Annotated in this window: 25 protein-coding genes, 1 tRNA gene and 1 pseudogene; 14 read left to right on the forward strand and 13 right to left on the reverse strand. The window is 39.7% G+C overall.

All coding sequences use genetic code 11. The features are described 5' to 3' along the window. Positions 1-573: 573 nt before the first annotated feature. From queG to sufB, 7 genes are all read right to left on the reverse strand, one after another. Entirely contained in the window at positions 574-1,521 is a 948-nt protein-coding gene (queG, locus tag QZR76_RS01055; protein WP_294139614.1) for a tRNA epoxyqueuosine(34) reductase QueG, read from the reverse strand. Positions 1,522-1,584: 63 nt separating this feature from the next. After that, the gene (locus QZR76_RS01060; RefSeq protein ID WP_294139615.1) at positions 1,585-1,899 is read right to left on the reverse strand and encodes an iron-sulfur cluster assembly protein; all 315 of its coding nucleotides are present in this window, start codon (positions 1,897-1,899) and stop codon (positions 1,585-1,587) included. Positions 1,900-1,912: 13 nt separating this feature from the next. Beyond that, complete coding sequence (locus QZR76_RS01065) at positions 1,913-2,329, reverse strand: SufE family protein (RefSeq protein WP_294139616.1); 417 nt, start codon at positions 2,327-2,329, stop codon at positions 1,913-1,915. Positions 2,330-2,393: 64 nt separating this feature from the next. Continuing rightward, complete coding sequence (locus QZR76_RS01070; protein WP_294139618.1) at positions 2,394-3,614, reverse strand: cysteine desulfurase; 1,221 nt, start codon at positions 3,612-3,614, stop codon at positions 2,394-2,396. 7 nt (positions 3,615-3,621) lie between these two features. Beyond that, positions 3,622-4,983 carry a Fe-S cluster assembly protein SufD gene (gene sufD, locus QZR76_RS01075; protein ID WP_294139620.1) on the reverse strand — a complete coding sequence of 454 codons (1,362 nt, stop codon included), beginning with the start codon at positions 4,981-4,983 and terminating at the stop codon, positions 3,622-3,624. Positions 4,984-5,039: 56 nt separating this feature from the next. Continuing rightward, a complete protein-coding gene (sufC, locus tag QZR76_RS01080) occupies positions 5,040-5,807 on the reverse strand; it encodes a Fe-S cluster assembly ATPase SufC (RefSeq protein ID WP_294139621.1) in 768 nt (255 codons plus the stop codon). Positions 5,808-5,890: 83 nt separating this feature from the next. Beyond that, positions 5,891-7,336 carry a Fe-S cluster assembly protein SufB gene (gene sufB / locus QZR76_RS01085; protein WP_294139623.1) on the reverse strand — a complete coding sequence of 482 codons (1,446 nt, stop codon included), beginning with the start codon at positions 7,334-7,336 and terminating at the stop codon, positions 5,891-5,893. A 214-nt stretch (positions 7,337-7,550) separates the two neighbouring features. Between sufB and thiL the strand changes: the two genes are divergently transcribed. Both thiL and QZR76_RS01095 read left to right on the forward strand, forming a co-directional pair. Further along, complete coding sequence (thiL, locus tag QZR76_RS01090; RefSeq protein WP_294139625.1) at positions 7,551-8,600, forward strand: thiamine-phosphate kinase; 1,050 nt, start codon at positions 7,551-7,553, stop codon at positions 8,598-8,600. 11 nt (positions 8,601-8,611) lie between these two features. Next, complete coding sequence (locus QZR76_RS01095; protein WP_294139627.1) at positions 8,612-9,220, forward strand: hypothetical protein; 609 nt, start codon at positions 8,612-8,614, stop codon at positions 9,218-9,220. A 36-nt stretch (positions 9,221-9,256) separates the two neighbouring features. On the opposite strand, the gene QZR76_RS01100 is transcribed toward QZR76_RS01095, so the two are convergent. Further along, complete coding sequence (locus tag QZR76_RS01100) at positions 9,257-9,562, reverse strand: RNA-binding protein (protein ID WP_041502244.1); 306 nt, start codon at positions 9,560-9,562, stop codon at positions 9,257-9,259. Between the two features lie 238 nt (positions 9,563-9,800). Here QZR76_RS01100 and QZR76_RS01105 point away from each other — a divergent pair. The 7 genes and pseudogenes from QZR76_RS01105 (at position 9,801) to QZR76_RS01135 (ending at position 15,631) form a co-directional block, all read left to right on the forward strand. After that, positions 9,801-9,873 (forward strand) — tRNA-Phe (locus QZR76_RS01105). 104 nt (positions 9,874-9,977) lie between these two features. Then, on the forward strand, positions 9,978-10,370 hold the full coding sequence (locus tag QZR76_RS01110) for an ASCH domain-containing protein (RefSeq protein WP_294139629.1): 393 nt from the start codon (positions 9,978-9,980) through the stop codon (positions 10,368-10,370). A gap of 14 nt (positions 10,371-10,384) precedes the next feature. Next, positions 10,385-11,060: pseudogene (locus QZR76_RS01115) on the forward strand (DUF5712 family protein); the annotation flags it as partial. A 416-nt stretch (positions 11,061-11,476) separates the two neighbouring features. After that, on the forward strand, positions 11,477-12,514 hold the full coding sequence (locus tag QZR76_RS01120) for a nucleoid-associated protein (RefSeq protein WP_294139630.1): 1,038 nt from the start codon (positions 11,477-11,479) through the stop codon (positions 12,512-12,514). Beyond that, positions 12,511-13,944 (forward strand): hypothetical protein, encoded by a 1,434-nt coding sequence (locus tag QZR76_RS01125; protein WP_294139631.1) that lies wholly within the window; start codon positions 12,511-12,513, stop codon positions 13,942-13,944. Before QZR76_RS01120 ends, QZR76_RS01125 begins: the two co-directional genes overlap by 4 nt. Before the next feature lie 2 nt (positions 13,945-13,946). Continuing rightward, positions 13,947-14,987 (forward strand): nucleoid-associated protein, encoded by a 1,041-nt coding sequence (locus QZR76_RS01130; protein WP_294139632.1) that lies wholly within the window; start codon positions 13,947-13,949, stop codon positions 14,985-14,987. Positions 14,988-15,442: 455 nt separating this feature from the next. After that, positions 15,443-15,631, forward strand: coding sequence for a TetR/AcrR family transcriptional regulator (locus QZR76_RS01135; protein ID WP_294139634.1), 189 nt, complete (start codon positions 15,443-15,445; stop codon positions 15,629-15,631). Here QZR76_RS01135 and QZR76_RS01140 read toward each other — a convergent pair. The 3 genes from QZR76_RS01140 to QZR76_RS01150 all read right to left on the reverse strand — a co-directional run bounded on the left by QZR76_RS01140 (position 15,601) and on the right by QZR76_RS01150 (position 18,892). Continuing rightward, positions 15,601-17,757, reverse strand: coding sequence for a tetratricopeptide repeat protein (locus QZR76_RS01140; RefSeq protein ID WP_294139635.1), 2,157 nt, complete (start codon positions 17,755-17,757; stop codon positions 15,601-15,603). The two genes, QZR76_RS01135 and QZR76_RS01140, sit on opposite strands and share 31 nt — an antisense overlap. Before the next feature lie 90 nt (positions 17,758-17,847). Beyond that, positions 17,848-18,255, reverse strand: a complete 408-nt coding sequence (locus tag QZR76_RS01145; RefSeq protein WP_294139637.1) for a pyridoxamine 5'-phosphate oxidase family protein — start codon at positions 18,253-18,255, stop codon at positions 17,848-17,850. 88 nt (positions 18,256-18,343) lie between these two features. Beyond that, on the reverse strand, positions 18,344-18,892 hold the full coding sequence (locus QZR76_RS01150; protein ID WP_294139638.1) for a DJ-1 family glyoxalase III: 549 nt from the start codon (positions 18,890-18,892) through the stop codon (positions 18,344-18,346). A gap of 287 nt (positions 18,893-19,179) precedes the next feature. Between QZR76_RS01150 and QZR76_RS01155 the strand changes: the two genes are divergently transcribed. From QZR76_RS01155 to QZR76_RS01170, 4 genes are all read left to right on the forward strand, one after another. Further along, complete coding sequence (locus QZR76_RS01155; RefSeq protein WP_294139640.1) at positions 19,180-20,055, forward strand: hypothetical protein; 876 nt, start codon at positions 19,180-19,182, stop codon at positions 20,053-20,055. A 195-nt stretch (positions 20,056-20,250) separates the two neighbouring features. Beyond that, positions 20,251-21,108 (forward strand): type I methionyl aminopeptidase, encoded by an 858-nt coding sequence (gene map / locus QZR76_RS01160; RefSeq protein WP_294139641.1) that lies wholly within the window; start codon positions 20,251-20,253, stop codon positions 21,106-21,108. Between the two features lie 242 nt (positions 21,109-21,350). Next, positions 21,351-22,223 (forward strand): AraC family transcriptional regulator, encoded by an 873-nt coding sequence (locus QZR76_RS01165; protein ID WP_294139643.1) that lies wholly within the window; start codon positions 21,351-21,353, stop codon positions 22,221-22,223. A 242-nt stretch (positions 22,224-22,465) separates the two neighbouring features. After that, complete coding sequence (locus tag QZR76_RS01170; RefSeq protein ID WP_294139645.1) at positions 22,466-24,385, forward strand: AAA domain-containing protein; 1,920 nt, start codon at positions 22,466-22,468, stop codon at positions 24,383-24,385. Here the strand turns inward: QZR76_RS01170 and QZR76_RS01175 are convergent. Together QZR76_RS01175 and QZR76_RS01180 are read right to left on the reverse strand one after the other, a co-directional pair. Next, positions 24,372-24,734: a DUF2023 family protein gene (locus QZR76_RS01175; protein WP_294139647.1), complete on the reverse strand. Its 363-nt coding sequence runs from the start codon at positions 24,732-24,734 to the stop codon at positions 24,372-24,374. The two genes, QZR76_RS01170 and QZR76_RS01175, sit on opposite strands and share 14 nt — an antisense overlap. A 75-nt stretch (positions 24,735-24,809) precedes the next feature. After that, positions 24,810-25,316, reverse strand: coding sequence for a flavodoxin (locus QZR76_RS01180; protein WP_294139648.1), 507 nt, complete (start codon positions 25,314-25,316; stop codon positions 24,810-24,812). A 259-nt stretch (positions 25,317-25,575) separates the two neighbouring features. On the opposite strand from QZR76_RS01180, the gene QZR76_RS01185 reads away from it, so the two are divergent. Beyond that, complete coding sequence (locus QZR76_RS01185; RefSeq protein WP_294139650.1) at positions 25,576-26,085, forward strand: bacterioferritin; 510 nt, start codon at positions 25,576-25,578, stop codon at positions 26,083-26,085. The last annotated feature ends 7 nt before the right edge of the window (positions 26,086-26,092 follow it).

Here is a 26,092-nt window from a genome sequence, read left to right on the forward strand (position 1 = left end):
TTGCATGTGTTAAGCCTGTCGCTAGCGTTCATCCTGAGCCAGGATCAAACTCTTCATGATAAAAAAATTTTACTTTGTCTTCTGTCCCGGTCTCGATTTAATTCGTGCCCCGCGACGTCTCTCGACGCCAGGGGCAACGCTCGCTTCTTTGTCACTTCAATATTTTTAAGAACTCGTCTATCTCTTTTTGATGCTCCCCCCCTTTTTTCGGGGCGAAAGCGGACGCAAAGATAACACCTTTTTATACTTCCCTCCAAATTTTTCCACCTTTTTTTTTAAACTTTTTTCCAACTCCCTCGTTACATCCCTCTTCACCCGGTGTTAACGTTTTTCCTCTGAAAAACGGCGACAAAGATATAATTTCATCTTCTTCTTTTCCAATTTTTTTACCTCATTTTTTCGAAAAAAATCAACCTGATATCTACCTTTCTATTTATCAATAGCTTATTCCTTGTCAAAGTCGGTAATTATAAATTATAGCATTTTGTACTCGTCCGAAGTAAACCTCAAGTACTAACAAGTATAGTGAAAAAAGCGATTTCGTCATTTTTAAATCCGAAATTACAAATTCCATCATTCTCCAATCAGAGGATCACCTAATCCACAAGATTTATCATCAAGGTTATTCTGTAGTTTGTTTAATCCGGCACGGGCCAAAGGACTATCTTTAAAGCACATTTCAAATGTTTTTTCATCTAATTGAAGCCACTGCTCCTTTGTCCATTCCATGATCTCTTTTCCGGGTTGAAACTCAACTACCTCATTAAATACTCTTTTCTGATTCCAGGGACAAACCTCCTGACAAATATCACACCCGAATATACGCGTACCCATTTTCTGCCGAACAAAATCCGGGATTTCTCCCTTGTTCTCTATTGTATGATAAGAAATACACCGTCGCGCATCCAAGGAATAGGCCGTTAATGCTCCCGTCGGGCAAGCTTCCACGCAACGATTACAGTTTCCACAAAAACTACCCTCGAAAGAGGGAGAATAAGTATCAAACTCCAAATTCGAAATAATTACCCCGATAAAACAAAAAGAGCCCCATTTTCGGTGAATAAGCAAGGTATTCCTACCGATCCAACCCAACCCGGCCCTTCTGGCCCATTCATGCTCAAATACCGGAGCAGAATCAACAAACACACGTCCGTGCACGGAAGCACTCGCCTTCTCTTTTAATAAAGCAAACAACCTATGCAATCGTTCCTTCAGAACAAGATGATAGTCCTTCCCATAAGCATAACGGGCAATCGTCGGAGTTCCCTCTGCCTGTCGATGGAATGGATAATAGTTCGTCAGGGTGACAATAACCGAACGGGCTCCTTCAATCAACAATCCCGGATCACCTCTTTTTTCAATATTATTTTCCATATAGGACATTCCGGCATTCTTTCCTTCTTCAAGCCACCCGAGCAAACGTTCTTTCTCCCGCGGCAAAGACTCTGCCAGAGCTACACCGCAGGCATCAAAGCCGATCTCTTTCGCGTATTCCTCCAATGTCGAAGAAGATAAAACCATATTATCATTTATTAAAAACAAAGAGAGTGTTTAACCACCCTCTTTCCATATCTTCCGAGTAAATCAAATTCCAAATCCCAACTCTAACTTAGCCACCTCACTCATTCTCTCCGGCCCCCAAGGCGGATCGAAAACCAAATTAACAGTAGCTTCCTCTATGCCATCAATCGTCATCACGACATCATGCACCTCCTGAACGATCTGGTCGGCAATAGGACATCCCGGGGCCGTTAAGGTCATTGTTACGATCACTTCATCTTTTTTCGGGAACTCTATGCCGTATACCAAACCCAACTCCCAAATATTTACCGGAACTTCCGGATCATAAACGGTCATTAATTTTTCTATCACCAAATCTTCCATTAAACTTTTTCCCATAATCCCCGATTTTTTATGCTTTCGAATAAGCTAAAGCATAATATTTTATTTGTTTGATCATAGACAATAATCCATTCGAGCGGGTCGGTGAAAGATGTTGCGTCAAACCGATCTGGTCAATAAAACTCAAGTCTGCATCGACAATATCTTTCGGATATTGCCCGGAAAAAACCCGTATCAACAAACCTGCAATCCCTTTGGTTATGATCGCATCGCTATCAGCCATAAAGTAAAGCTTATCGCCCTTCATCTCCGCGTGAAACCATACTCTGGATTGACATCCCTTAATCAGGTTATCATCCGTTTTATAAGTCTCATCCATAGGTTCCATTCCCGTACCGATCTCAATCAGATAGGCATATTTATCCATCCAATCATCGTACATGGAAAACTCTTCTACGATCTGATGCTCTATCTCTGCTATTGTCATTTTAATCCTGTTATTTACCTGTTTCCTGTTTATATCACAAAATTATAAAAAAACGGGAAACATACTACATACGGAAAAGCTTTTCCACCTTTTTCACTCCCTCACACAACCCATCGATCTCTTCTCGCGTATTATACATTCCGATAGAAGCTCTTACCATTCCGGTCACTCCATAATGCTGCATCACCGGTTCGGCACATAGTTGGCCCGTCCGCACGGCAATTCCCATTTTGTCTAACAAGGTACCCATATCAAAATGATGTATTCCGTCAATACCGAAAGAAACAACGGAAGATTTTTCAGGTGCCTCCCCGTATAATTTAATATTCGGAATTTCCCGCATACGCTCCATGGTATATTGCAACAACCCGTGCTCATAAGGAGCGATTTGGGACAAGCCTACGGAATTCACGTATTTAATTGCTTCTCCTAATCCTATTATTCCTATAAAATCAGGAGTCCCCGCCTCAAATTTAAAAGGAAGTTCATTGTAAGTTGTTTTTTCAAAACGAACCTCCTTGATCATCTCTCCTCCCCCTTGCCAAGGAGGCAACGCTTCCAACAGACTCTTTTTCCCGTACAAAACACCGACACCGGTCGGCCCGTATATCTTATGACCGGAAAATACGAAAAAATCACAATCCAAGGCCTGCACATCAACCGGAATATGCTGAACAGCCTGAGCCCCATCGATCAACACGTAAGCACCGAAAGCATGAGCCGCTTCTATTATTTGTCTTACCGGGTTTATCGTACCCAACACGTTTGAAACATAAGCTACCGCTACCAACTTCACCCGCTCACTCAATAGAGCAGAAAAAGCCTGCATATCCAGCTCTCCGTTATCTTTAAACGGAACGACTTTTAACACGGCCTTTTTCCGTTCACATAACATCTGCCAAGGCACGATATTAGCATGATGTTCCATTTCCGTAATCAAGATCTCGTCCCCTTCATGAATAAAAGCTTCTCCAAAAGAATGGGCCACCAGATTAATGCTTTCCGTTGTTCCCCGGGTAAAAATCACCTCTTCTACAAAAGCCGCATGGATAAACTCCCGAATAATCTCCCGCGCTTCCTCATTCGCATCCGTACATTTATTACTTAAAAAATGTACCCCCCGGTGCACGTTCGAATTATAACGAAGATAGTATTCGGTCATTTTTTCCACAACGCCACGAGGCCGCTGCGAAGTCGCACCGTTATCCAAGTAAACCAAAGGTTTACCGTACACTTTCTCTTCGAGTATGGGAAAGTCTTTTCTTATTTTACAGACATCCAACATAATCCCTCTATTTTTTACAATGCATCACACAGTTGTGGCATTTAGTCAACTCCCCTCTCAACCTTTTTTCTACCAATTCGTCAATCTTCTCCCGTAAAGGTTCCAGCTTCACCCTTCTTACAATCTCATGGGCAAAACCAAACATCATCATCAATCTCGCTTCGGCAGCGCCGATTCCCCGGGAACGCAAGTAGAACATAGCCTCTTCGTCGATTTGTCCTACCGTAGCCCCGTGGCTACATTTTACGTCGTCCGCATCGATCACCAATTGAGGCTTTGTATTCACTTGTGCCGTATCCGTCAGCAACAAATTATTATTAGCCTGGTAAGCTTCCGTTTGCTGTGCATCGGGACGAACCGTAATTCTTCCGGCAAAATTAGCCACGGCGGCGTCATCCAATACGCCTTTAAAATGCTCATTACTCGTACAATGAGGAGCTATATGATCTATCGAGGTAAAATTATCCACGTGCTGCTTTTTATCCGAGAGATACATCCCGTATAAATTACATTCGCACCCCTCTTCGGTTAAAGCCGCAAACAAATTATTCCGGATAAACCCTCCGTATAAAGATATAACATTTGCATCATAGCGAGAATTACGCTTTTGCGTAACAAAAACACTATTGATCTGAGAAGCTTCTATATGCTGATTCTGCACGTGATAGTACTCGAAAGTGGCATTTTCTCCCACCATGACCTCAGTCGTACTATTGGAAAGAAAAGTATCATCCGACAAAGTATGATCGCAAACCAAAATCGTTGCCTTAGCCTCTTTACCGACAATCACCAAATTACGCTGAAACGACATCAAATCCGCGTTCGCCCGCATCAAATTAACCACCTGTAAAGGCTTATCCATTATTACCCGATCCGGAACATAGACAAATATTCCGTCCTGAGCAAAAGCCGTGTTCAGCGAAATCAAACCATCATTTTCACCCGGCTTCGTGTATTGATTATAATGGGTTTCAAACAACTCTTTATACTTCCGACTCGCTTCCGCCAGACTGCAAACGACAACCCCTTCCGGTAAATCCGGCTTATTGTTGCCATCGAAGAACCAGCCATTTATCGTCAATATCAGGTTCGTATCCAGATCCGGAACATTACATTGAAAAATCTCTCCGACATCTACACCCTGCTTTATATTTTTCAATACGACTTTATAATCCCGGTCAAAAACAGGAAGCAAGTTCGAGTAAAGGTAATCTTCTGTCTTATATGGAATCCCTCCGACGGTTTCAAAATGACGAAAAGCCTCTTCCCGGTATCGATTTATAATCTCCCCGCACCCCTCTCTCAACAAATCCTGTCCCTCTCGAAAAAGAGTCTTAAAATCAGTATTTATTTTCTCTATTTTTTCCATTCCCAGTAATTTGCATTTATTTTAGTTTTCCCTTCCGGAATGACTTTATGCCTCATCTATTTAGACTCTTCAATCTCTTTCTTAATCCAATCGTAACCGTGTTTCTCCAACTCCGTAACCAATTCCTTTCCGGCCGTCTTCACGATACGTCCGTCATACAACACGTGCACTACATCCGGTATGATATAATCCAATAAACGTTGATAATGTGTAATCACAATAGTCGAATTATCCGGTCGTTTCAATTTATTCACTCCGTTGGCTACAATTCTCAAGGCATCGATATCCAACCCGGAATCCGTCTCATCCAAAATAGCCAGCTTAGGTTCCAAAACGGCCATTTGAAAGATCTCGTTCTTTTTCTTCTCCCCTCCCGAAAAACCTTCATTCAGGGAACGGTTCAATAATTTACTATCAATCCCCACCAATGCCATCTTCTCCCGAATCATCTTCAAAAAATCCCCGGCAGGATACGGCGGAAGTCCTTTGTATTTACGATGCTCGTTCACGGCTGTTTTTAAAAAATTCACCGTACTCACGCCCGGAATCTCCACCGGATATTGAAAACTTAAAAATATACCTTCACGAGCCCGGTCTTCTGCCGGCAACTCCAACAAATTTTTCCCGTTGAACCAAACCTCTCCTTTGGTAACCTCAAAACACTCCCGCCCGGTCAACACGGCAGACAAAGTACTTTTACCGGCTCCATTAGGCCCCATGATAGCATGAACCTCTCCCGCCTTCACGTCCAGATTGATTCCCTTCAATATCTCTTTTCCGTCTATAACGGCATGTAAATCTCTTATCTTTAATAATTCTTCCATAATCTTAGATTTTTATTGATTCTGTGATTTCCGATTTTTAATCGTTCGATCTCCCATCACTTCATCATTCAATCATTTTATTTTTATCCGACACTACCGGCTAAACTGATCTGCAACAACTTTTGAGCTTCTACCGCAAACTCCATAGGCATCTTGTTGATGACATCCCCCGCGTATCCTTTAATAATCAATCCTATCGCATCTTCAGTAGATATTCCGCGTTGATTACAGTAAAATATCTGATCTTCACCGATTTTGGAGGTAGTCGCTTCATGTTCCACCTGTGCCGTCGGATTAGCAACTTCCAAGTACGGGAAGGTATGCGCTCCGCACTTGTCACCCAACAACAAGGAATCACATTGAGAAAAGTTACGGGCATTCTGGCAACTCTTCACAACCTTCACCTTCCCCCGGTAAGAATTAGAACTATACCCCGCGGATATTCCCTTCGACACGATACGGCTACGGGTATTATTTCCGATATGGATCATTTTAGTTCCGGTATCTGCCTGTTGATAATTATTGGTCACGGCCACGGAATAAAATTCACTCACGGAACCGTCCCCCTTCAGTATGGTACTCGGATATTTCCAGGTAATAGCCGATCCGGTTTCCACCTGCGCCCAGATCAACTTGGAGTTGTCTCCCTTACAAATTCCCCGTTTTGTCACGAAATTATAAATTCCGCCCTTCCCGTTCTTATCACCCGGATACCAATTTTGAACCGTACTGTATTTCACCTCCGCATTCTTCTCCACAACGATCTCGACAATAGCGGCATGCAACTGGTTTTCATCCCGTTGTGGCGCCGTACATCCTTCTAAATAACTCACGTAACTCTCCTCTTCCGCCACAATCAGCGTCCGTTCGAATTGTCCGGTTTTTGCCGCGTTGATCCGGAAATAGGTGGATAATTCCATCGGACAACGTACTCCTTTAGGGATATAGACAAACGACCCGTCGCTAAATACTGCCGAATTCAAAGCCGCAAAGAAATTATCATTGTAAGGTACCACCGACCCCAAATAACGCTTAATCAAATCCGGATGATCTTTCACCGCTTCGGAAAACGAACTGAAGATCACTCCCCGTTCGGCCAATGCTTCCTTAAACGTCGTTTTGACGGAAACACTATCCATAACGGCATCCACCGCTACCCCCGAAAGTGTTTTCTGTTCGTCCAAAGGAATTCCTAACTTATCAAAAGTAGCTTTCAACTCCGGATCCACGTCATCCCATGATTTCTTCTCCTCTTTTTTAGGAGCCGCATAATAAACAATATCCTGATAATTAATAGAAGGTATATTTAATTTTGCCCAGGTAGGCATTTTCATTGTCAACCAATGACGGTAAGCCTTTAATCGGAATTCAAGCAACCAGTCAGGCTCCCCTTTCTTTTCCGATATCAACCGAATGACCTCCTCGTTCAACCCTTTCCCGATCATTTCGGTCTCTACATCAGAAACAAAACCATATTTATATTCACCCTCGGTTACTTCATTCAATATCTCGTCTTGTTCTTTAGCCATAACTTTACATAATTGAAAAAATAAGAATTGGGAATTGAAAATCATCCACTTCACCAATCCGTGCAAAAGTACAAAAAAATCTCACCCGCCCAACCGGATCGGAGTAGATAATATCTATTACGTGATAAATGTACGTTATGGTTCAAAATCGACTCTTTTGTTTATTGCGTCGTTCATCATTTTAAACTACTTTTGTTGAAATAAAAATTATAACATGAGCGAGAAAAAGCCACTAACCCAACTCTCCACTTTAGGGGAATTCGGGTTGATCCGACACTTGACAAAAGATATAAAATTAAAAAATCCATCTACCCTAAAAGGAGTGGGCGACGATGCTGCCGTTCTGGATTATAAAGACAAAAAAATCCTCGTCAGTACAGACATGCTGATCGAGGGCGTACATTTCGACCTCACCTATACCCCGCTCAAACATCTGGGGTACAAATCGGTAGCCACAAACGCCAGCGATATATTCGCCATGAACGGTACACCCCGGCAAATCACCGTCTCTTTAGCTCTTTCCAATCGTTTTCCCCTGGAAGCAGTCGAAGAGCTATACGCCGGTATATATTTAGCCTGTGAACATTACGGAATAGATTTGGTAGGTGGAGATACCACCTCCTCCAAAACAGGTATGTGTATCAGTATCACCGTTATCGGAGAGGCGGAAGAAGACGATATCGTTTACCGGAACACGGCTAAAGCAAACAACCTGATCTGTGTCAGCGGCGATCTGGGAGCAGCTTACATGGGACTCCAGTTATTGGAGCGGGAAAAAACCGTATACACCGGAAACCCGGAAGCACAACCCGACTTTACCGGTTATGAATACATACTGGAAAGACAATTGAAGCCGGAAGGCAGAGGAGATATCATTCGCCTGCTACAAGAAAAGAAAATCAGGCCTACTGCCATGATGGATGTTTCCGACGGACTCTCGTCCGAGATATTACATATCTGCCACGATTCGGGTATCGGTTGCCGGATTTACGAAGAGAAAATTCCCATCGACTACCAGACTTATAAAATGGCGGAAGAGTTAAATATGAATGCCACCGTCTGTGCTCTCTCCGGAGGAGAAGACTATGAACTGTTATTTACCGCACCGTTGGAATACCTGGATATATTAACTACTCTCGAAGATATCAGTATTATCGGGCACACCTGTAAAGCCGAAGAGGGTTATACCCTTGTCACCCGGGACGGGAACGAATTCGAATTAAAGGCACAGGGATGGACCAATTTCAATACAACAGAAAAATAAATTAAATCGACATGTCCGATCTAAAAGAGATTTTACACGAAATAGAGCAACACAGTAAAAACGGCAACCGGAAAGCTTTGTCCGCATTATTAAAAAGAAGCATTCCGGACAGACTGAATTACTACCATGAAAGCCAGAAGATCGCCCGTCAGGAAGCATTTGCAGATATGTTGTACAAAACGCTTTTACTCGAACTGGACGAGGAAGAAGACGAGAGCATCGAGATGGCCGAGTTAGCCTATTTAGGGATGAGTGAAGGCATCAGCGGTTTGCCGGAGGATATTTACGAAAGCGTCAAAAAACGCGTTATCCTTTTACACTATTTTGCCGACTATTTCACCGATAGTTTGATCGAACTTTTCTTGAAAAAATACAGGAAAGATAATCTTTTAACGGCCAGAAACCTGGCGCTGGAGTCCATTGCCCGCATGCAGCTCTCCGACCTGTTCTACATAGAACAGCATTTCGGGGAACGAATCGACAAAGACGAACAGTTAAACGATGTTTCCAACGCCATTGAAATAGCTCCGAATCTTTCCGACGAAGAACTAAAGGAGGCAGACCTGATGCACAAGGTCTTGTATGCCTACCTGAAAGTAAAGTATAAAAAACACGCGTAAAAAAAGCGCTGTTCAGGTCGAACAGCGCTTCATTCATCAATCTTCTGAATTAAATCTTCTTTCTCTGTGATATCTCTGGCCTCTAGAATCGCCTCCCTCTTCTTTAGGTCTGGCTTTTTTTACAACAATTTTTCTTCCTTTAAATTCTGTTTCATTGAGGGCATTGATAGCGTTGAAACCTTCCGTCTCATCCTCCATTTCAACAAATCCAAAACATTTAGAATTTCCAGTTTCTCGATCCGTAATTACTTTGGCAGAAGAAACGGTTCCGTGCTCTGAAAATAGAGCCTGCAAGTCCTCTCCGGTGGTAGTGGAACTTAGCTTTGCAACAAAAATATTCACAATAAAAAAATTAAAATTAATAATACATGTAGAAGGTTACGTAGAGATATATCTTTGGTTTCAACGATACAAAACTATTTTCTTCTATCGGGACAAATATAACTAATTTATTAATAATCAAAAAGAATATTATATTTTGTTGTCTTATAAAAAAAATATTTTTTCTGCTTTTTCCTTTTTTTCCACGAAAACACTTGCAGATTCCCGAATTTCCATTACTTTTGCACCCGTCAATGATGGTGCCATAGCTCAGTCGGTAGAGCAAAGGACTGAAAATCCTTGTGTCCCCGGTTCGATTCCTGGTGGCACCACAGCAAAGAGAGTCACAAAAGTGATTCTCTTTTTTTATTATACAAATGTTATTTAAGGGTAACAAAACCATCCGTTCTATTTAATCAAACCTAAAAATCATATCATGGAAATAAAACATAAAATTCAATTCGGAGATCAAACGGATGAATTAGCTCAAAAAGTATTGCTCGGAATAAAGACCGCAACTTCATCCCTATATTATCACTATTGTCTAAATCTGAAAAAGATATCGAAAGTAAATGACTACGCCTCCGTCCTAGATTCACTCGGAAACGAAATATGTATTATAAGAATAGAAAAAATTAAAATTATACAATTCCAAAATATAACAGAAACATTTGCCATAGAAGAAGGAGACGGTAATTTAGAGAACTGGTTAAAAATACATACAAAATATTATTCCGGATTATTAGAAAAAATTGGAAAGAAACTCACTCATGAAACGGAACTAGTATGTGAATGGTTTAAAGTTATAAATCCCAATGATATTAAGTGACATTCCCACGTCGACCTTCGGAAAAAGAGCTTCGAATAATGGATAACACCGAACAGGAACAAGCGAAATAATGAAGCAATATATCCGAGAAACGGTTTCCCTGAATATGCAATAAACTTCAACAAAGGACTATCCGAAGCGGATATAAAATTTTATGGCAAAATCCATTTTGACCGTAACCGTTCCGGCAATAAACTAAATATGCACTGCCATTTGATAGTCAGCCGGAAAGACCAAGCCAACAAAAAGAAACTGTCACCGCTTACGAATCATAAGAGTACTAAAGCAGGGACAGTCAAAGGAGGATTTGATCGTGTAAATCTATTCCAACAAGTAGAAAAAGGCTTTGACAATCTATTCAATTATTCCCGCCAACTAACTGAAACGTTTGATTTACATAATACAATGATGAACGGTTCTATCTCCAAACAACTTGAATTACAGGAACAATATTTTACTGGCGAAAAGAAAAAAGAGACGGAAGATGTAAAAATAGGCAGGTATGCATATAAGCAAGCAGATTTGACTGAAAGGAATATTGCAAATAAGCAAAATTCCAATCCGACTGAATTTGGATTATCCTCTGCATTTTCAATCCTTCCTTCGGCGGCGGATGTCAATCCGGTGGACGAGCAACAACCGCTAAAATCCAAGAGAAAGAAGAAACCAAAACGGGGATTCAGGCAATAGTCTGTTCAGTTCCAAAGTTATTTCCAGTTCATGGTTTCGCAGCCTTTTAGAGGAGCGGAAGACGGTGAGAATAACTTCTACCATCCGCATAATAGTGCTCCTGAAGTCGTTTAGAGAAAACTAAATAACAATTCTATTGATTAGTTAAATTCTAATTATTACATTTGCAAATTACCTCAACGATTTGATGAATGGAGCTGAATAGATTAAAGTTGTACTTGTGGAGAGGAAGCGCACGAGCAAATAGCTTGCTGAAGCATTAAAAAGAAATGAAGCAACAGTTTCTCGTTAGGGTACAAACGGATCAAAACCGTCGCTTAAAACACTGTTTGCCACAGCGAAAGCGTAGAGAGTGGATGTAAGAGAACTGTTTGTGAGTACAAAATAATGAAAGACAAATTCTAAAACATAATTCTATGCCTAAAGAAAGTGTTTTATCAGTAGCAGACAAAGAAGCTATTGTAATAGAAAAATTAATATTCCATATCATTTTGAAAGATGATGTACAACCCTATTTTTTGGATGAATTGGAAATTACGAAAGAGCAAACAAAGTTCTTTAAAGACCGATTAGCCGATTCAGCACAAGGAAGGCAATATATATTCACAAGTGAAGATGTTGCAGTTCGTAAACTGGCTCAAACCATCATAAAAGCGCCCGATGCTAATTTTATCAAAGCATCAAAAGATTTAACCGACAGGTTTAAAACTTCACATACAAGTAATACAAATGACGGAGTATTTGTTATTGCTTTGGCATCTATCAAAAAAAGAAAACTTTTATTTATGGTAAAACTCGACCATAAGAAAGTATATGAATACAAATTGAAGGGGAATAAAGCACTTTTGAAAGAAATACAAAATACATTTGTTGAAGACAAAAGCGCCATTCAAAAGGTGGCTTTAATCGATATCAGCGCAAATGTAGTATGGGATGTTTTAGTCTATGATAGAAGCAAACCATCTTCTATTACCGACTATTTTCGGAATTTTTTATCTGTGAATCCAAGAGAAACAGAAAGTCAGCTTACTTCAAATGCAGTTTCTTTTGTTCTTAAGTGGGCAAGTGAAAATAGAAATTTATTAGACCCTGAACAAGAACCATCTCAATATAAAAATCGGGCTATTGAACATTTATGGAATATTGATACATTTGAAACAGATGCTTTCATTAAGTTCGTTGTAAGGGATGATGATAGCAACCGAAGAAGTCGCTTAGAAGCCTCCTTACATGATTTTTTAACAGAAAAAGGACTTGCAGGTCAGTCTTTTGACGTTAATCGCAACGCACTTACGAAGAAAACAAAAAAGAATGTACGGCAAACAGCCGAAGGCGTTAAAATCGAATGGACGGGAGAGCCACAAGACCACAACATAACCATTCCAAATGAACCTAATAACAATGGTATATATTGTATTGTAATTGAAACAAGCGACATTCAAGAAATACAATGATGCTTACTGGAATATTCGATATACTGGATAAGATAAAAAACAGTTTTCAACCAATATGGACTGAGAACTGGGGCTATCTCACTATTTCAGGAGAATATGGCAATGAAAATAAATCCTCATTTAATGAGTTGAACAATATTTTCACAACAAGTAACATTCAATCTGCTCTTACCTTTTTTATTGGGTCAAATAGCTATTCTGCCAATGACTTTATCAATGACTTGCAAAATAATGATTCATGGCGGATAAACATCAACAAAGAGGTTTTAATCAGAAAAGAACAAGAAGGAGGATTTCATTTAAACTTTTTTTATTCGCAAGAAGAGTTTTCAAAATGGAGTTCAAAAGCAAACCCGTTTGAAGAAGCTCATCCGTTCAATACATACAGTCCCATAAAAATAGTTGTTAAGGACATAAAATGCTTTTGGGGAGGTCCCAATATTCTTATTTGCAATCAAAATAATCTTGATTCAACATTTGCTGTATCTAATACAAAATTTCCTACAAACAGGGATATATTAGATATTGTTCATGTGATTTCTGAGAAGCCGTTTTGTATTCATCTAGAAAAACATTTAATTACATTCAGCGAACCAGAAAAATCAATACCAAATGATTTTCTAAAAAATTCCGCAAAAATTCTTCTTTGCTGTTTAGTTAATGAAGTTCAAAAGGATGATAAGGTAATTCTTAGAGGTGTTAGACGGTTAGATATGGTCTTATGTGGGACTGAGAATATTCCTATCAATTTGAAGTTTAATAATGAATTAATGGATGCGGTTCATTGGATTTATGGAGAAAAAGAGAGACGAGATTTACGATTGAAATTATTACTTGAAAGAATAACACTTGATATTGATTTATCAAAGCCTCTTCTTGTTGGATTGCCACATGTGCTTGAAAATAGTCTGCAACAAGCGAAGGAGCGCTATTCATATATTGTATATGAAAGAAAAGATTCTTACCAAAAAGAACTGAAAGATCTTTTGAAAGATTTAAAAAGTCTTTCAGACCTATATTCTAATAAAGTTCGCTCCTTATTGAGCAATTTACTTCGGGATGTACTTGCAGCGTTTATCTTAGTCGGTATTACACTCTTTTCCAAAGCAACAGAAATATTAAAACTTTTTGAAAATAAACTAATCCAATATGTGTTTATCGCATTTGGAGGATATTTTATTATATCGGCAATTTTTCAGATGATTGCTGACTTTTATGATATCCGAAGGAGTAGCAAAGAATTTGATTATTGGAAAAATGTCAGTAGAGAATATATGTCCCAGAAAGATTTTGAAACTCATAAGTCAAAAACGCTCAATAAAAGGGCAAGAGGGAGCATAATTATATATTTGATTATAATAGCGTGTTATATCGCAATTGCTTTTGTATGTTTTAACTTTCCATGTATTTGGAATAAAATAGTGAATTAAAGATGATACAGTTTTACGAAACAAGTATTCAAAGTGTTGCAATCCATCTTGTTGGCAATAAAAATAATGATGAACATATTAAATGCTCTCATTCGGTCTTAGGATTAGACGAAAAAACAAAGAATGTATTGATAAATTATTTTATCAAACCATTTATTCAAAAGCAAGAGTATTATACATTTTGTCATGATATTAACCTAAACATGAATGAGGTTTTTGCTTGTGTTAGTGAAATTTTTGATAATGTGGAATATCTACATAAACAATCTATAAATCTCGCCAAACACTTGTATGAACAAAGTTTTCACCCAAAAGTAAAGGCTGGCGAATTTTATACAGTTTATTTCAACGATTGTATCATAGATGGCGAAACGGTTGATGCTGTTGGATTATTCAAATCCGAAAATAAAGACACCTTCTTAAAAGTTTTCCCATCAGGAGACGATTTTGACGTAGATAGCGAACAAGGCATCAACATCAATAAGTTAGACAAAGGTTGCTTGATATTTAATACCGAACGTGAAAACGGATATATTGTAGCTGTAGTTGATAACACAAATAAAGGAGCGGAAGCGCAGTATTGGATGGATGATTTCTTGCATATTCGCCAGCGAAAAGATGAATACCATAACACACAAAACATTCTATCACTTTGCAAAAACTTTGTAAAAAATGAATTGCCACAGCATTTTGAAGTTTCCAAAGCCGACCAAGTGGATTTGCTAAATAAATCGGTAAAATTCTTTAAAGAGAACAAAAGCTTCAATATGACAGAATTTGCAAATGAGGTAATCGGTCAACCTGATATTATTAACAGTTTTAACCAGTTCAAATCGTCGTTTCAACAGAATTATGATGTGGAGATTGCTGATAATTTCGCAATCTCGGAAAGCGCTGTCAAGAAACAAACCCGTTCGCTGAAAAGCGTTATAAAACTGGATAAGAATTTTCATATTTATATTCATGGAGACCGAGAGCTTATAGAACAAGGTGAGGATAAAAAAGGTAAATTCTACAAGGTTTATTATCAGGAAGAAAATTAGAATATGGCTAAAAAAAATATATAATAAACTTCTACCTTTTGTAAGATCCTAAAAAACAACTACCTTTGCCCTCAGTATTCTCCATGAGCAAACTACAGCAAAAGCACGTAGCAAATTAGTGGGATAAATCATGGGATATGCTTGAAGTTAAAAATATAAAGTTTTTAAATATCAGCATGGTAACTCCGATAGAAGAATTCCAGACGATATATAAACAATGAGATATTTAAATAAAGAATCGTTCTTATAGTAAGCAAAACGATAAAACATAATCATGTGCTAAACATATGGATTCCCAAATTTAAAAAAACTATTAAACGTTGGTAATCAAACAAGAGAAGACAAAAATTCTCTTGCAGGTAAAGTACAAAAAGAGAATCACGAAAACGATTCTCTTTTTTGACGATTGTAGATCGGGAATGGAAGTTTTTAATTTGCAATTAACATTATAAAGATTGGAATTCGGTAAATGGGATGTTTTATGGCTACTTGATAGCACTTTAACCCCGTCCCCAAGTGTTACCCAAAAGCTATTTCTGCGGAAAGGCTATCTGAAAACCTCTACGCGGGAAATTACAAAAAGGGCCGATGTCGGTTTGGGTGATATATACAACTATTTTTCCAATACCTTACCTGCCCGGTAAAGATTCATAACATAAACAATCAAAGGATTATCCGAGTAATACTGAGCCTCACGTAAAGCAAGCGACAACTGAGATTTTCCTTCCCGTTCCTTCCCCGTTTTGATTTGATAGATTCCCCAATAAATATCCGAGACGATCTGATAGGGAGTATAAATAGAAGAACGAATAAGGCTATACTCCGACGCCAAACGCCGTGCTTCCTGAAGATAAGAAGCCGATTCTGTCAAACGACGATCCAAGAAAGAGACCGAACCTAAATTCAATAAAACGGTGATTTTATAAGATGCATAACCAATGGAATCCGACTGAAACAAACGATCGTAAATTTGTAGTGCTTCTCTATAACATTCTTCGGCTCCCTCCTTATCGTTCATTTCCAAATTAACCGTTGCCAGGTTTGTCCATATTTCGGCATAGACGGATTCGTCTCCGGGAGTATCTTTTCTTTTCAAAACCTTTCCATCTAAAGCCGTTTGCAAGCAATCTTTCGCTGTTTTCCACTCTTTTTTATACATATATATCCCTCCCAAGCGAGAAAGTATCCGCATATAGTCCTCTACTTTTAACGAGGAGTCATCTCCTTGAAGCAAATACATATCTCCCGCCTCTTTATAATAAAGGAGGGCATTTTCCGCATTTCCCCCTGCCGCAGCCACCTCCGCTCCTAAAAAACAAACATCGGAGAGAAGAGAAGTATTATTCAACAGATCAGATTCATACAACTGCTTTCCATGTTGCAGGAGTTCAGGCATAACCTCCTGCATACTTTCCACGTCTTTTTCTTTATATGAAAAAAGTGCAAAATCCCGTTCACACGCTACAAACACCCCAAAATATTTTTCTTTATCGCTTACCGATAATTTTTTCATAACCTCTCCGACCTTCCGGAAATATTCATCCGACTTGAGCCAATCGTTTTTCCCTTCGTATAACTTACCTACAAAACAAAGACTCTCCGTGTAAAAAACGGAATACCCGGAAGGATCGTTCTCGTAAAGCTTCCGGGTCATAATTTCCCATTGTTGAAATAAGATCAAAGCTTTATCCCATTGACGGGATAAAGAGTACCACCGGATACAATTCCTCATCGAATTTCGTAAAGTCACGTATCCGGATTCATTTTCTTCGGCTATCTTTCCCCGAATGTTAATTACCTTATCCACACAGGAGTTCATCTCCTCATAAGCTCCTTCCCGAATCAAAAAAGGAATCAACATTTCATACAAATTCGCCAATTCGGCTCTATAACATCCGGAAGTAAATTCCGGCAACCCCTCAGCGATCCCGATCTCCTCCCGATACAATTGTACTCTTCCGTCATTCTCCCTATCTCCCAAGAACATATGGATATCAACAAGGTCGACCAACATCGACGATTTCTCCGTATCATTCTGGACACGATGCAAATCCCTCATCCATTTTTTCCGAAGAACATCTGCCTCCTTTTTTCTTCCGGTGCCCTCATTCAAAGCCATCTGTAAAGCATATACTTTAGTCCTTTCGGCAGGTGTTCGGGCTAATTTCAACGCACGTTTGGCTTCCACCGAAGCTCTTTCAAGTTTTTTTTGTTCTGCCAGAGCATAGGCATATTGAAAAGCATTCCCGTAATTTTTTTTATCGGAAGAAGCCAAGGTTCGATAGATCGTTAAAGCCTTATCTCTATATATTTTCTCTCCCGTAAAAAGACAGAGTACCGCATAGCGGCGTAATATCTTCGCTTCCGAAAGTGCAATTTTTTTTCTTGCCTCCCCGATTTCTCGTATGACCGGCTCTTTTTCGTAAACACGAAGAGCATTCTCAATATCCCCTTCCACGAGCAAACCATACACCTCTTGCTCCGTATCGTTTAGCTCTTTTCTCTCCCGAGAAGCCCAAAAAGAAGAATATTTTTTTAATAAAGTCCGACAAGTCTCCATCTCCCGTCCCAAGGCAATCAATCTCAATTGTCTCTCCTCTTCCGTGATCAGATGCTGGTCGGCCAATGAATCAATCTCACCCTTTTCTCCGATATACCTTTTACTATTATAAAGACTACCTATCCGGTACAGTTTTTCTTCTGACAAAACGGTTCGATCGACCGACACGACATCCCTTTTCAACGTGTCCGTCAAATTATCGTTCTTCACGCACACCCCTTTTTGAACGCCTACGGATAATAATAACAAAAACAAAAGAAAGCTTCTCATACCAATAAAAAGAGACCGTAACAAAGCCGATTATAATTTCTCTTTCACAAACTCGTTCGCAATATAATAAGTAGCCTTCTCCGCCGTAAATTTTAAGACACAATATTCCGGGTCCTCCACTCCTCCGGGAAAATGTTCCAACATCCAATCCTGCCAGAGGGCTCGTCTTACCTCCAAATCCGATATTACCTCCACTCGCCCCGTCAAAGCGACCATATCACCGTTTTCCGTATAACATACTCCGGCTTTCGGATTATTCCGGAAATGCCCGGTTTTTTCTGAGTTTGTTCCCGTGGCCATCCAGATCACATTCATATTTTCCGCCTTCAGTTTAGCCATTACCACGGGACGGGGATATCCCTCCTCGTCTACCGAGGCTAACATTACCACAGGACAACGTCCCAACATATCTACTGCTTTTTGTCGAATCTGTTCCATTGTTTTACACCTAAAATACCGGACAAGGAAAGCGCAGGACGTTAACCATCGCCCTGCAACCTTATCCGCTATCGTTAAACCTAAAAATTTATCTTAACATACCCTGAGCTACTTCGTCGGCAGCCTTTTGAGACTCCAATTCCCGTAACACCGTCAACCCGAAATCCAAGGCAAAAGCCGGTCCTTTACCTGTTACGATACGTCCGTCAACGACAACCCCGTCCGCAACAACATCCACATTGACCAGGTATTTTTCGAATCCCGGATAGGTCGTCATCCTATATTTTCTATCGGTTTTCAGCTTACTCAAAACCAAAGCCGGCGCTGCACAGATAGCCGCAACACGTCCTCCCCGGTCAAAATGATCTTGCAACAATCGAATCAATTGAGGGGAATCCGATAAATTTTGCGCCCCGGGAAGGCCTCCGGGAAAAATCAGGCATGCCGCATCTTCTTTCGTCACTTGATGCAATACGGTATCCGCTTCCACCGACACGCCGTGAGCACCTGTCACGCTCAATTTATCCGAGAGGGACACGGTCTTTATATCGACACCACCGCGACGCAACACGTCGACAATCGCAATAGCTTCCATCTCCTCAAAACCTTCTGCCAAAAAAAGAAATGATCTCTTCATAATTCTCTTGTATTAGTTCAACTTTTCAAATTTATAAAAAAAAGATGACTTTAACAGCATATTCCGCTTTTATCCGAATTTTATCTTTCGTTCTCCACTCCCCAATCGATATGTAGAGAAATTCCACAGTGTGGAACGGGTATTCCTCACTTTCAAATCTCTCCGCCCAAACACAAAAACAATCAAACACCTATATATCAACACGATAATAAAAACACATTATTTTGGCACACCCCTTGTGCTAAGAAAAGCAGCACGAAAAAATGTAAACTTAAAAATTAACAATCATGAAAAAGATTTTTTTATCAATCGGAATATTCTCTCTGTTATTCCTCGGCAGTTGTGTTGAGAGCTCACAAAAATACAAAACTCTAGTCGCCAAATACGACTCATTAAACACAGTGAACGCAAATCAGAATGCAGAGATGGAGAGTGTACTCTCCGGTCTGAACGAGATCACGGCGGGAATGCAATCCATTCGCGAAGCAGAACATCTTTTAGCCTTGGAATCGGCTAAAGACCAAAAGACAAACACGACAAAAGAGCAAATTGCCAAATTGAAAGACGACATCAATGCTCTTTCCGGAGCAATCAGCACCTATAAGGATCAGATTGCCAAATTGGAAAAACAAAACAAAAATCAATCGGCCCAATTCAAGAAATTGATTGCCGGCTTAAACGAAGAGTTGGATCAAAGTAAGGCTAAAGTACAGGAAATGACTCAGCTGTTAGCAGAGAAAGAAAAAGAATTAGGCATTAAAAACCAACAAATTGCAGAGTTAAACCAAAATGTTTCCAATTTACAGGAAGAGTCAACCTCTCAGAAGGAAACCATTTCAAAACAAGATGCCGATATTCACACGGGACATTATCTGATCGGAAGCAGAAAGAATTTGAAAGCCGCTAACGTTATTTCACGCCAGGGGATCTTCTGTCCGCCGATCGTCTCCACTCAGGCCCAGAACGCACGATTCGAGAACATCGACATTCGCGAAACGAAATCAATTGCTTTGAACTCTAAAAAAGCAAAAATATTATCCACTCATCCGGACAAATCTTATACTTTAGAAGCCGATGAAAACGGAATGCAAAAATTAAATATCAACGACGAAAACGCTTTCTGGAAGCAAACAAAATACTTGGTTGTAATGATTTCAGAATAACACTTCACACATAATCAACACACACGACGGTAGATGTCCGGAAAAATTTTCCGGGCATCTTTTTATTCTATTTTACCATTTGACACGGAATAATCTCTAACAAAAATCCGTACCTTAGCGACAAACTTTTAAGAAATTTCATCTTTGCCTCCAGAGTCTTTTTTTCTCCGGGACAATTATTAAAACATTGCAAACATGCTATTCAAAAAAAGCAACGGTTCACAACCTATGAAAGATTTCAAAAGTCTTTCGTTCGAAGAAAAGCTACAGGTATACAGACGTTTGGGTTGTACTGTTCCTCCCCGAAAAATCATAAAAAACGCGGAACAAATTCAAGGTATAAAAGAGAGTGCCCAAATAAATACGGCGGTATTGGATCATGTGTCACAACATATCCGGGCAGGTATTTCCACGGAAGAGATAAACTCTATGGTGTATGATTTTACAGTCGCTCATGGAGCTATTCCGGCACCTTTGAATTACGAAGGATTCCCCAAAAGTGTCTGCACCTCCATTAATGATGAAGTATGCCACGGAATTCCCGATAAAGATATCATCTTGCAAGAGGGAGATATTATTAACGTGGATGTCTCTACCATTTTAAACGGTTATTTTTCGGATGCCTCCCGCATGTTCATGATCGGGAAAGTCGATAAGAAATTACAAAGATTGGTAGAGGTAACCAAAGAGTGTCTGGAAATAGGCATCGCCGCTGCCAAACCCTGGGGATTTTTAGGAGATATAGGTGCTGCCATACAGACGCATGCCGAAACCAACGGTTATTCCGTAGTTCGAGATTTTTGCGGACATGGAGTAGGCTTACAGTTTCATGAAAAACCGGAAGTGGAACACGTGGGCAAAGCCGGGACTGGAATGGTATTAGTTCCCGGAATGATATTTACCATCGAACCGATGATCAATATGGGCTCCTACGAAATCTTTATCGACGAGGACAACGGATGGACAGCTTTGACGGAAGACGGCTTACCGTCAGCTCAATGGGAAAATACGATTTTAATAACAGAAACAGGAGTTGAAATTCTTACCTGGTAATTAAAATAACCGAAACTATTCGTTTCTATGTTTTTACTTGCTTCGGGTTCAAAAAGAGCTCCGGAGAAAGTTAAAGTATAGAATTTATTTAAATATAACTAATTAATAATAAGCAACATAAAAATAACTTTTTATTCCATTTATCACATTGAGCTTATTATGAGATCATTTGACCTCTTTTCATACATTTAAAACATTCAAAGCTGATACTTTTGTATAAATCAAAAGGTGCAAAATCGGTTATGAATACAAACCTATGTAATCAAAAGGATTGTTCATATTACAATTCTCAAATCGTTAATGGATTTGAATTATATAAAATTCCGGCCAATCAAACGATTCTCCGTAAAGGTGATCAGAACACACATTCACTCTTTTTTATATTGTCCGGAAGTGTTTCTCTTTCACTAAGTACCCACCCGACCCTTGTTTTCGAAAAAGGAAGTTTACAATTAATCCCCAAGGGATATTCCGTTACTTTCCAAACCGGAAACGAAGAGTGTGAAATTCTTATTCATCGGTTCACCGGTCTTGAAATATATTGCAAACAAATTAACCTGGCTTCAGTAAATCAAAATAATCATTTTGATTATAAGTTCCAGCCTTTTCAGATAGAGTCTCATATGTTAAAGTTCCTCGAATACATCCGTTATTCTTTGGACACAGACGCATCCTGTCAATTAGTGAATGAATCTTCCAGAAAAGTTTTAATCTCTATATTCATTCAATATTATTCAAAAGAGGATATCTATCAAATTTTCTATCCCATTATGGGGAAAAATGAAAATTTCAGGTCTTTGGTTATTCAAAACTATCATAAAGTGAATAATATCCCCGACTTTGCCAAAGAAACGGGTTGCAGTTTATCCACTTTTAAACGAAAGTTTAAAACCACATTCGGAGAATCTGCCTATAAGTGGTTACAAACCCAAAGGGCAAAAGAGGTGGAAGCCTATTTACAAGATATAAGAATTGATTTCGCAGATATTATCGAAGAATTCCGATTTACTTCACATAAAGCCTTATACCATTTTTGCAGGATGTACCTGGATGCAAGTCCCTCGGAAATCCGCAAAAAAGCCACGTCATTTTTAAAACAGGAACAAGTGAAATAGATCTTTGAAGAGACATTAAAAGTAAGCCAATCAGGGGTTGATTTATATTATTTTTAATGTAATCACAGGCGTTGGGGTCGCAGACTATTAATGCTGCACCCCATGCCTGTTCAAATAAAGAAATCTCTTTTAGCTGCTTTATTCTCAAAAAATCTTCCCCGGGAACGATTCATTTCCCATTATACGATATTCGGTTATGAGAATAATGTATACTTTTGTGCCTGAAATATCCCTCAAGACGCATGAAGCCCGAAATCAATATCTCTCCATTAGTCGACCTGTTACAACAATACAAACTATTGCAACAGGAATACGAGTATGAGAAGGAACTATTTTTTCAGCAAACCCAGTATGCCGGAATAATAAAAAGAGTCCGGCAAGGAGTATGCTGGCATCCTGTGACCGTCCACAAAAGTTATTATAATTCGCTAAATCAATTTACGATAGAGATCAGACGGGAAGAAGGAGAAGAGACCGAACACAACTTTGAATACGGACGCCCTGTTTGCTTCTTCAAATCGGATACTGCCACGGGACGACTTCATTATTTCAGCTTCACGGGCGTCATCAGTTACGTGCAAGAAAACAGCATGTTGGTCGTCATGCCTCATTCCAATGTACTTCTTGATTTACAAGGCGACCACACGTTAGGGGTACAACTCTATTTTGACGGGACTTCATACAAAACAATGTTCTCCGCCCTAAAAGAAGTCATGGAGGCCAAAAACAATCGATTAGCACATCTGAGAGAAATCATTTTAGGAAATACACCCTCTCAATACAGAGAAATACCGGACACCCGTTTTTTCTGGCTGAACCGATCACAAGAAAAAGCCGTCAATCGGGTCATCCGGGCAAAAGAGATAGCGATCGTGCATGGACCTCCCGGAACAGGTAAAACGACGACTTTAGTAGAGGCTATTTACGAAACGTTACGACGGGAAAATCAAGTTCTCGTGTGTGCTCAAAGTAACACGGCAGTAGACTGGATATCCGAGAAGTTACTGGACCGGGGGGTAAACGTCATGCGTATTGGTAATCCGACCCGGGTAAACGAAAAAATGCTCTCCTTTACCTATGAACGGCGATTCGAATCACATCCCGCCTACCCGGCTTTGCGTAATGCACGAAAAAACATTCGGGAGATCATTGCACAAATAAAAAAGACAAAAGGCGATAAAAGAGAGACACTTCTATCCCGTCTACGCCAATTAAGGGAAAAAAATATCGAATTGGAACTCCGCATAGAAGAACAGCTTTTCGGAGAAGCACGTGTCATTGCCTGTACTCTTGTAGGATCGGCCAACAAAACACTAAATGGGAAAAAATTCTCAACCCTTTTCATCGATGAGGCCGGACAAGCATTGGAAGCTGCTTGCTGGATTGCCATCGCCAAAGCCGAAAGGGTTATCTTAGCGGGAGACCATCATCAACTTCCACCCACGATAAAATGTTACGAAGCAGCCCGTCAGGGATTAGACAAAACCCTTCTTCAAAAAATTATTCAACGGAAACCAGAGACCACCTCCATGTTGGAAATCCAATACCGCATGCACGAAGAGATCATGCGCTTCCCCTCTTTCTGGTTTTATCACAACTCCCTAAAAGCATCTCCCGAGGTCTCACGACGGAATATCCTTGAATGGGATACTCCTATCGTCTGGTATAATACGGCATCTTGTGCATTTACAGAAACTTCGGTTTCGGAGAATTTCGGACGCATCAATAAACCGGAAGCAGAACTATTGGTTAAAATACTTCAAGAGTACATTGAGGAGATCGGTATCGGACGGGTTATCGACGAGCGTATCGATTTCGGACTCATATCACCCTACCGGGTTCAAGTCCAATACCTGAGGCAACTTATCAAAAAAAATCATTTTTTTATTCCCATCCGAAAATTATTAACTATCCATACCGTGGACGGATTCCAGGGACAGGAGAGAGATGTCATTATGATTAGCCTTGTCCGGGCCAACGAAAAAGGAGAAATCGGATTCCTAAACGATCTCCGCCGAATGAATGTCGCCATCACGCGAGCCAGAATGAAATTGATGATCATAGGAGATTCTTCCACCCTAACCCGCCATCCGTTTTACAAGGCATTGTATAAGTATATTGCAGAAAACGGAAAGGTCTCAGAGATTTTTAAGCCCGAATAGCATTCCTCTTTTTTTGTTGAAAGAAACGTTCGCATTGTTGGCAGATATCATACCCTAATAAAGTTCCGAGAATAAAATCCTCTTCCGGAGTCAAATCATTCAACGGGCGATCCACGAAAGTCCGCACCACGTTAAGACACTCTTTACACCCGAAGAAAATATTGATATACCCGTTTCCTACCTCCTGACAACAATAATCTATTTCACGTTCTTGTAAACGTCGAACGGCAAAATCTTCTTCTTTTTTTGACAAAGTACACAAGACCATAGAGCGTATTCCCTTTTGCAACTCGTATATGTGATGCAAAAAGATTTTTATATTTCCAGAAAAAGAATTATCAGTCAACATATTCCATATTTTTATTTACAATAAACTAAAAGGCGTTCCGAAACAATTTCCGAACACCTTTTAGAAACAAACGACCTATTCGAGCTCCATCTTCATACTATCCAACCAGGAATCTATCCGTTGGTCCGTATCATCGGGTTCATTACTCTCATCTATAGGCAACCCCACGAATTTTCCATCGACATAGGCTTCTGAAGCATCAAAGCTATACCCTTCAGATCCTATGGCCCCGATAAACTTACACCCTGATCCTTCCAGTTCATGATAAATAATCCCGATAGCATCACAAAACGAACCGCCGAAAGAGACGGAATCTCCACATCCGAAAAGGGCAACACTTTTTCCCGTTAAATTTTCTTTTTTCAGTTTATCTAAAAAAGAGTGCCAATCATCCTGCAATTCTCCAACTCCCCAGGTAGAAGAACCCAAAAGCAAAACATCATAATTCTCGATTGCATTTACAGCCGTATCAGCCACGTTGTGTACATCCGATGCAGCTATATTCAGGCGATCGGCCATTTTTTCTGAAATAGCTTCCGTTACCCCAGTCGTTGAACCATAAAATATTCCTATTTTTTTCATTTGATAAATTGTTTAATGATTACTCTTGTTCATCTTATTCAACATCTGATCAATATTGCATGACAAAAATAAAAGAGAAGAACGTTCCGGGAAATCCCCATTTGTAGTTAAAAAACAATACTCTCTCCCTACAAATGGGGAATACTTGCAAAAATCGATCAATCGGTATTCTCAAAATGCGGTAAGATTTTATGTTTATTTACTTTTTTTTTCTACCTTGCATCATAATAGATTGTATAACTACTTATTTCAAAAAATTATGAGCAAAAAAGAAAAAAGCATTGAATTATTAAACAAAGCCGTTGCGGATGAATTAGTTGCCGTTCATCAATATATGTATTTTCATTTCCGTTGTGACGACATGGGATATGATTTACTATCCGGCTTATTCAAACGCACGGCCATCCAAGAGATGATGCACGTGGAACAACTGGCTGAACGCATTCTTTTTCTAAAGGGAGAAGTTGAAATGAAGCCCGCTTCGGATATCAAGCATATTCACGATCCGAAAGAGATGCTGGAGACGGCAACGGCGATGGAAGAAGGCAGCGTGAACGACTACAACAAATGGGCGAACGAATGTGCTGCCAATGCAGATTCCGTATCTAAAAAATTATTTGAAGCCCTGGTTGCGGAAGAAGAGGTACACCAGGATCAATACGAAACGGAGTTGGATAATCTCGGTAAATTCGGGGCAAACTATTTAGCACTACAATCCATTGAACGCAGCAAGAGTGTAGCAACCGGAGTTCAACCCACCGGAGAGTAAAAACAAA

This window comes from uncultured Sanguibacteroides sp. (genome assembly GCF_900543425.1).
Classification (GTDB): domain Bacteria; phylum Bacteroidota; class Bacteroidia; order Bacteroidales; family Marinifilaceae; genus Gabonibacter.

Bases quoted from the DNA above. Each gene is read 5' to 3' on its own strand.
- queG (WP_294139614.1), bottom strand. From the start codon at position 1,521: ATGGTTTTATCTTCTTCGACATTGGAGGAATACGCGAAAGAGATCGGC.
- QZR76_RS01060 (WP_294139615.1), bottom strand. From the start codon at position 1,899: ATGGGAAAAAGTTTAATGGAAGATTTGGTGATAGAAAAATTAATGACC.
- QZR76_RS01065 (WP_294139616.1), bottom strand. From the start codon at position 2,329: ATGACAATAGCAGAGATAGAGCATCAGATCGTAGAAGAGTTTTCCATG.
- QZR76_RS01070 (WP_294139618.1), bottom strand. From the start codon at position 3,614: ATGTTGGATGTCTGTAAAATAAGAAAAGACTTTCCCATACTCGAAGAG.
- sufD (WP_294139620.1), bottom strand. From the start codon at position 4,983: ATGGAAAAAATAGAGAAAATAAATACTGATTTTAAGACTCTTTTTCGA.
- sufC (WP_294139621.1), bottom strand. From the start codon at position 5,807: ATGGAAGAATTATTAAAGATAAGAGATTTACATGCCGTTATAGACGGA.
- sufB (WP_294139623.1), bottom strand. From the start codon at position 7,336: ATGGCTAAAGAACAAGACGAGATATTGAATGAAGTAACCGAGGGTGAA.
- thiL (WP_294139625.1), top strand. From the start codon at position 7,551: ATGAGCGAGAAAAAGCCACTAACCCAACTCTCCACTTTAGGGGAATTC.
- QZR76_RS01095 (WP_294139627.1), top strand. From the start codon at position 8,612: ATGTCCGATCTAAAAGAGATTTTACACGAAATAGAGCAACACAGTAAA.
- QZR76_RS01110 (WP_294139629.1), top strand. From the start codon at position 9,978: ATGGAAATAAAACATAAAATTCAATTCGGAGATCAAACGGATGAATTA.
- QZR76_RS01120 (WP_294139630.1), top strand. From the start codon at position 11,477: ATGCCTAAAGAAAGTGTTTTATCAGTAGCAGACAAAGAAGCTATTGTA.
- QZR76_RS01125 (WP_294139631.1), top strand. From the start codon at position 12,511: ATGATGCTTACTGGAATATTCGATATACTGGATAAGATAAAAAACAGT.
- QZR76_RS01130 (WP_294139632.1), top strand. From the start codon at position 13,947: ATGATACAGTTTTACGAAACAAGTATTCAAAGTGTTGCAATCCATCTT.
- QZR76_RS01145 (WP_294139637.1), bottom strand. From the start codon at position 18,255: ATGGAACAGATTCGACAAAAAGCAGTAGATATGTTGGGACGTTGTCCT.
- QZR76_RS01150 (WP_294139638.1), bottom strand. From the start codon at position 18,892: ATGAAGAGATCATTTCTTTTTTTGGCAGAAGGTTTTGAGGAGATGGAA.
- QZR76_RS01155 (WP_294139640.1), top strand. From the start codon at position 19,180: ATGAAAAAGATTTTTTTATCAATCGGAATATTCTCTCTGTTATTCCTC.
- map (WP_294139641.1), top strand. From the start codon at position 20,251: ATGCTATTCAAAAAAAGCAACGGTTCACAACCTATGAAAGATTTCAAA.
- QZR76_RS01165 (WP_294139643.1), top strand. From the start codon at position 21,351: ATGAATACAAACCTATGTAATCAAAAGGATTGTTCATATTACAATTCT.
- QZR76_RS01170 (WP_294139645.1), top strand. From the start codon at position 22,466: ATGAAGCCCGAAATCAATATCTCTCCATTAGTCGACCTGTTACAACAA.
- QZR76_RS01175 (WP_294139647.1), bottom strand. From the start codon at position 24,734: ATGTTGACTGATAATTCTTTTTCTGGAAATATAAAAATCTTTTTGCAT.
- QZR76_RS01180 (WP_294139648.1), bottom strand. From the start codon at position 25,316: ATGAAAAAAATAGGAATATTTTATGGTTCAACGACTGGGGTAACGGAA.
- QZR76_RS01185 (WP_294139650.1), top strand. From the start codon at position 25,576: ATGAGCAAAAAAGAAAAAAGCATTGAATTATTAAACAAAGCCGTTGCG.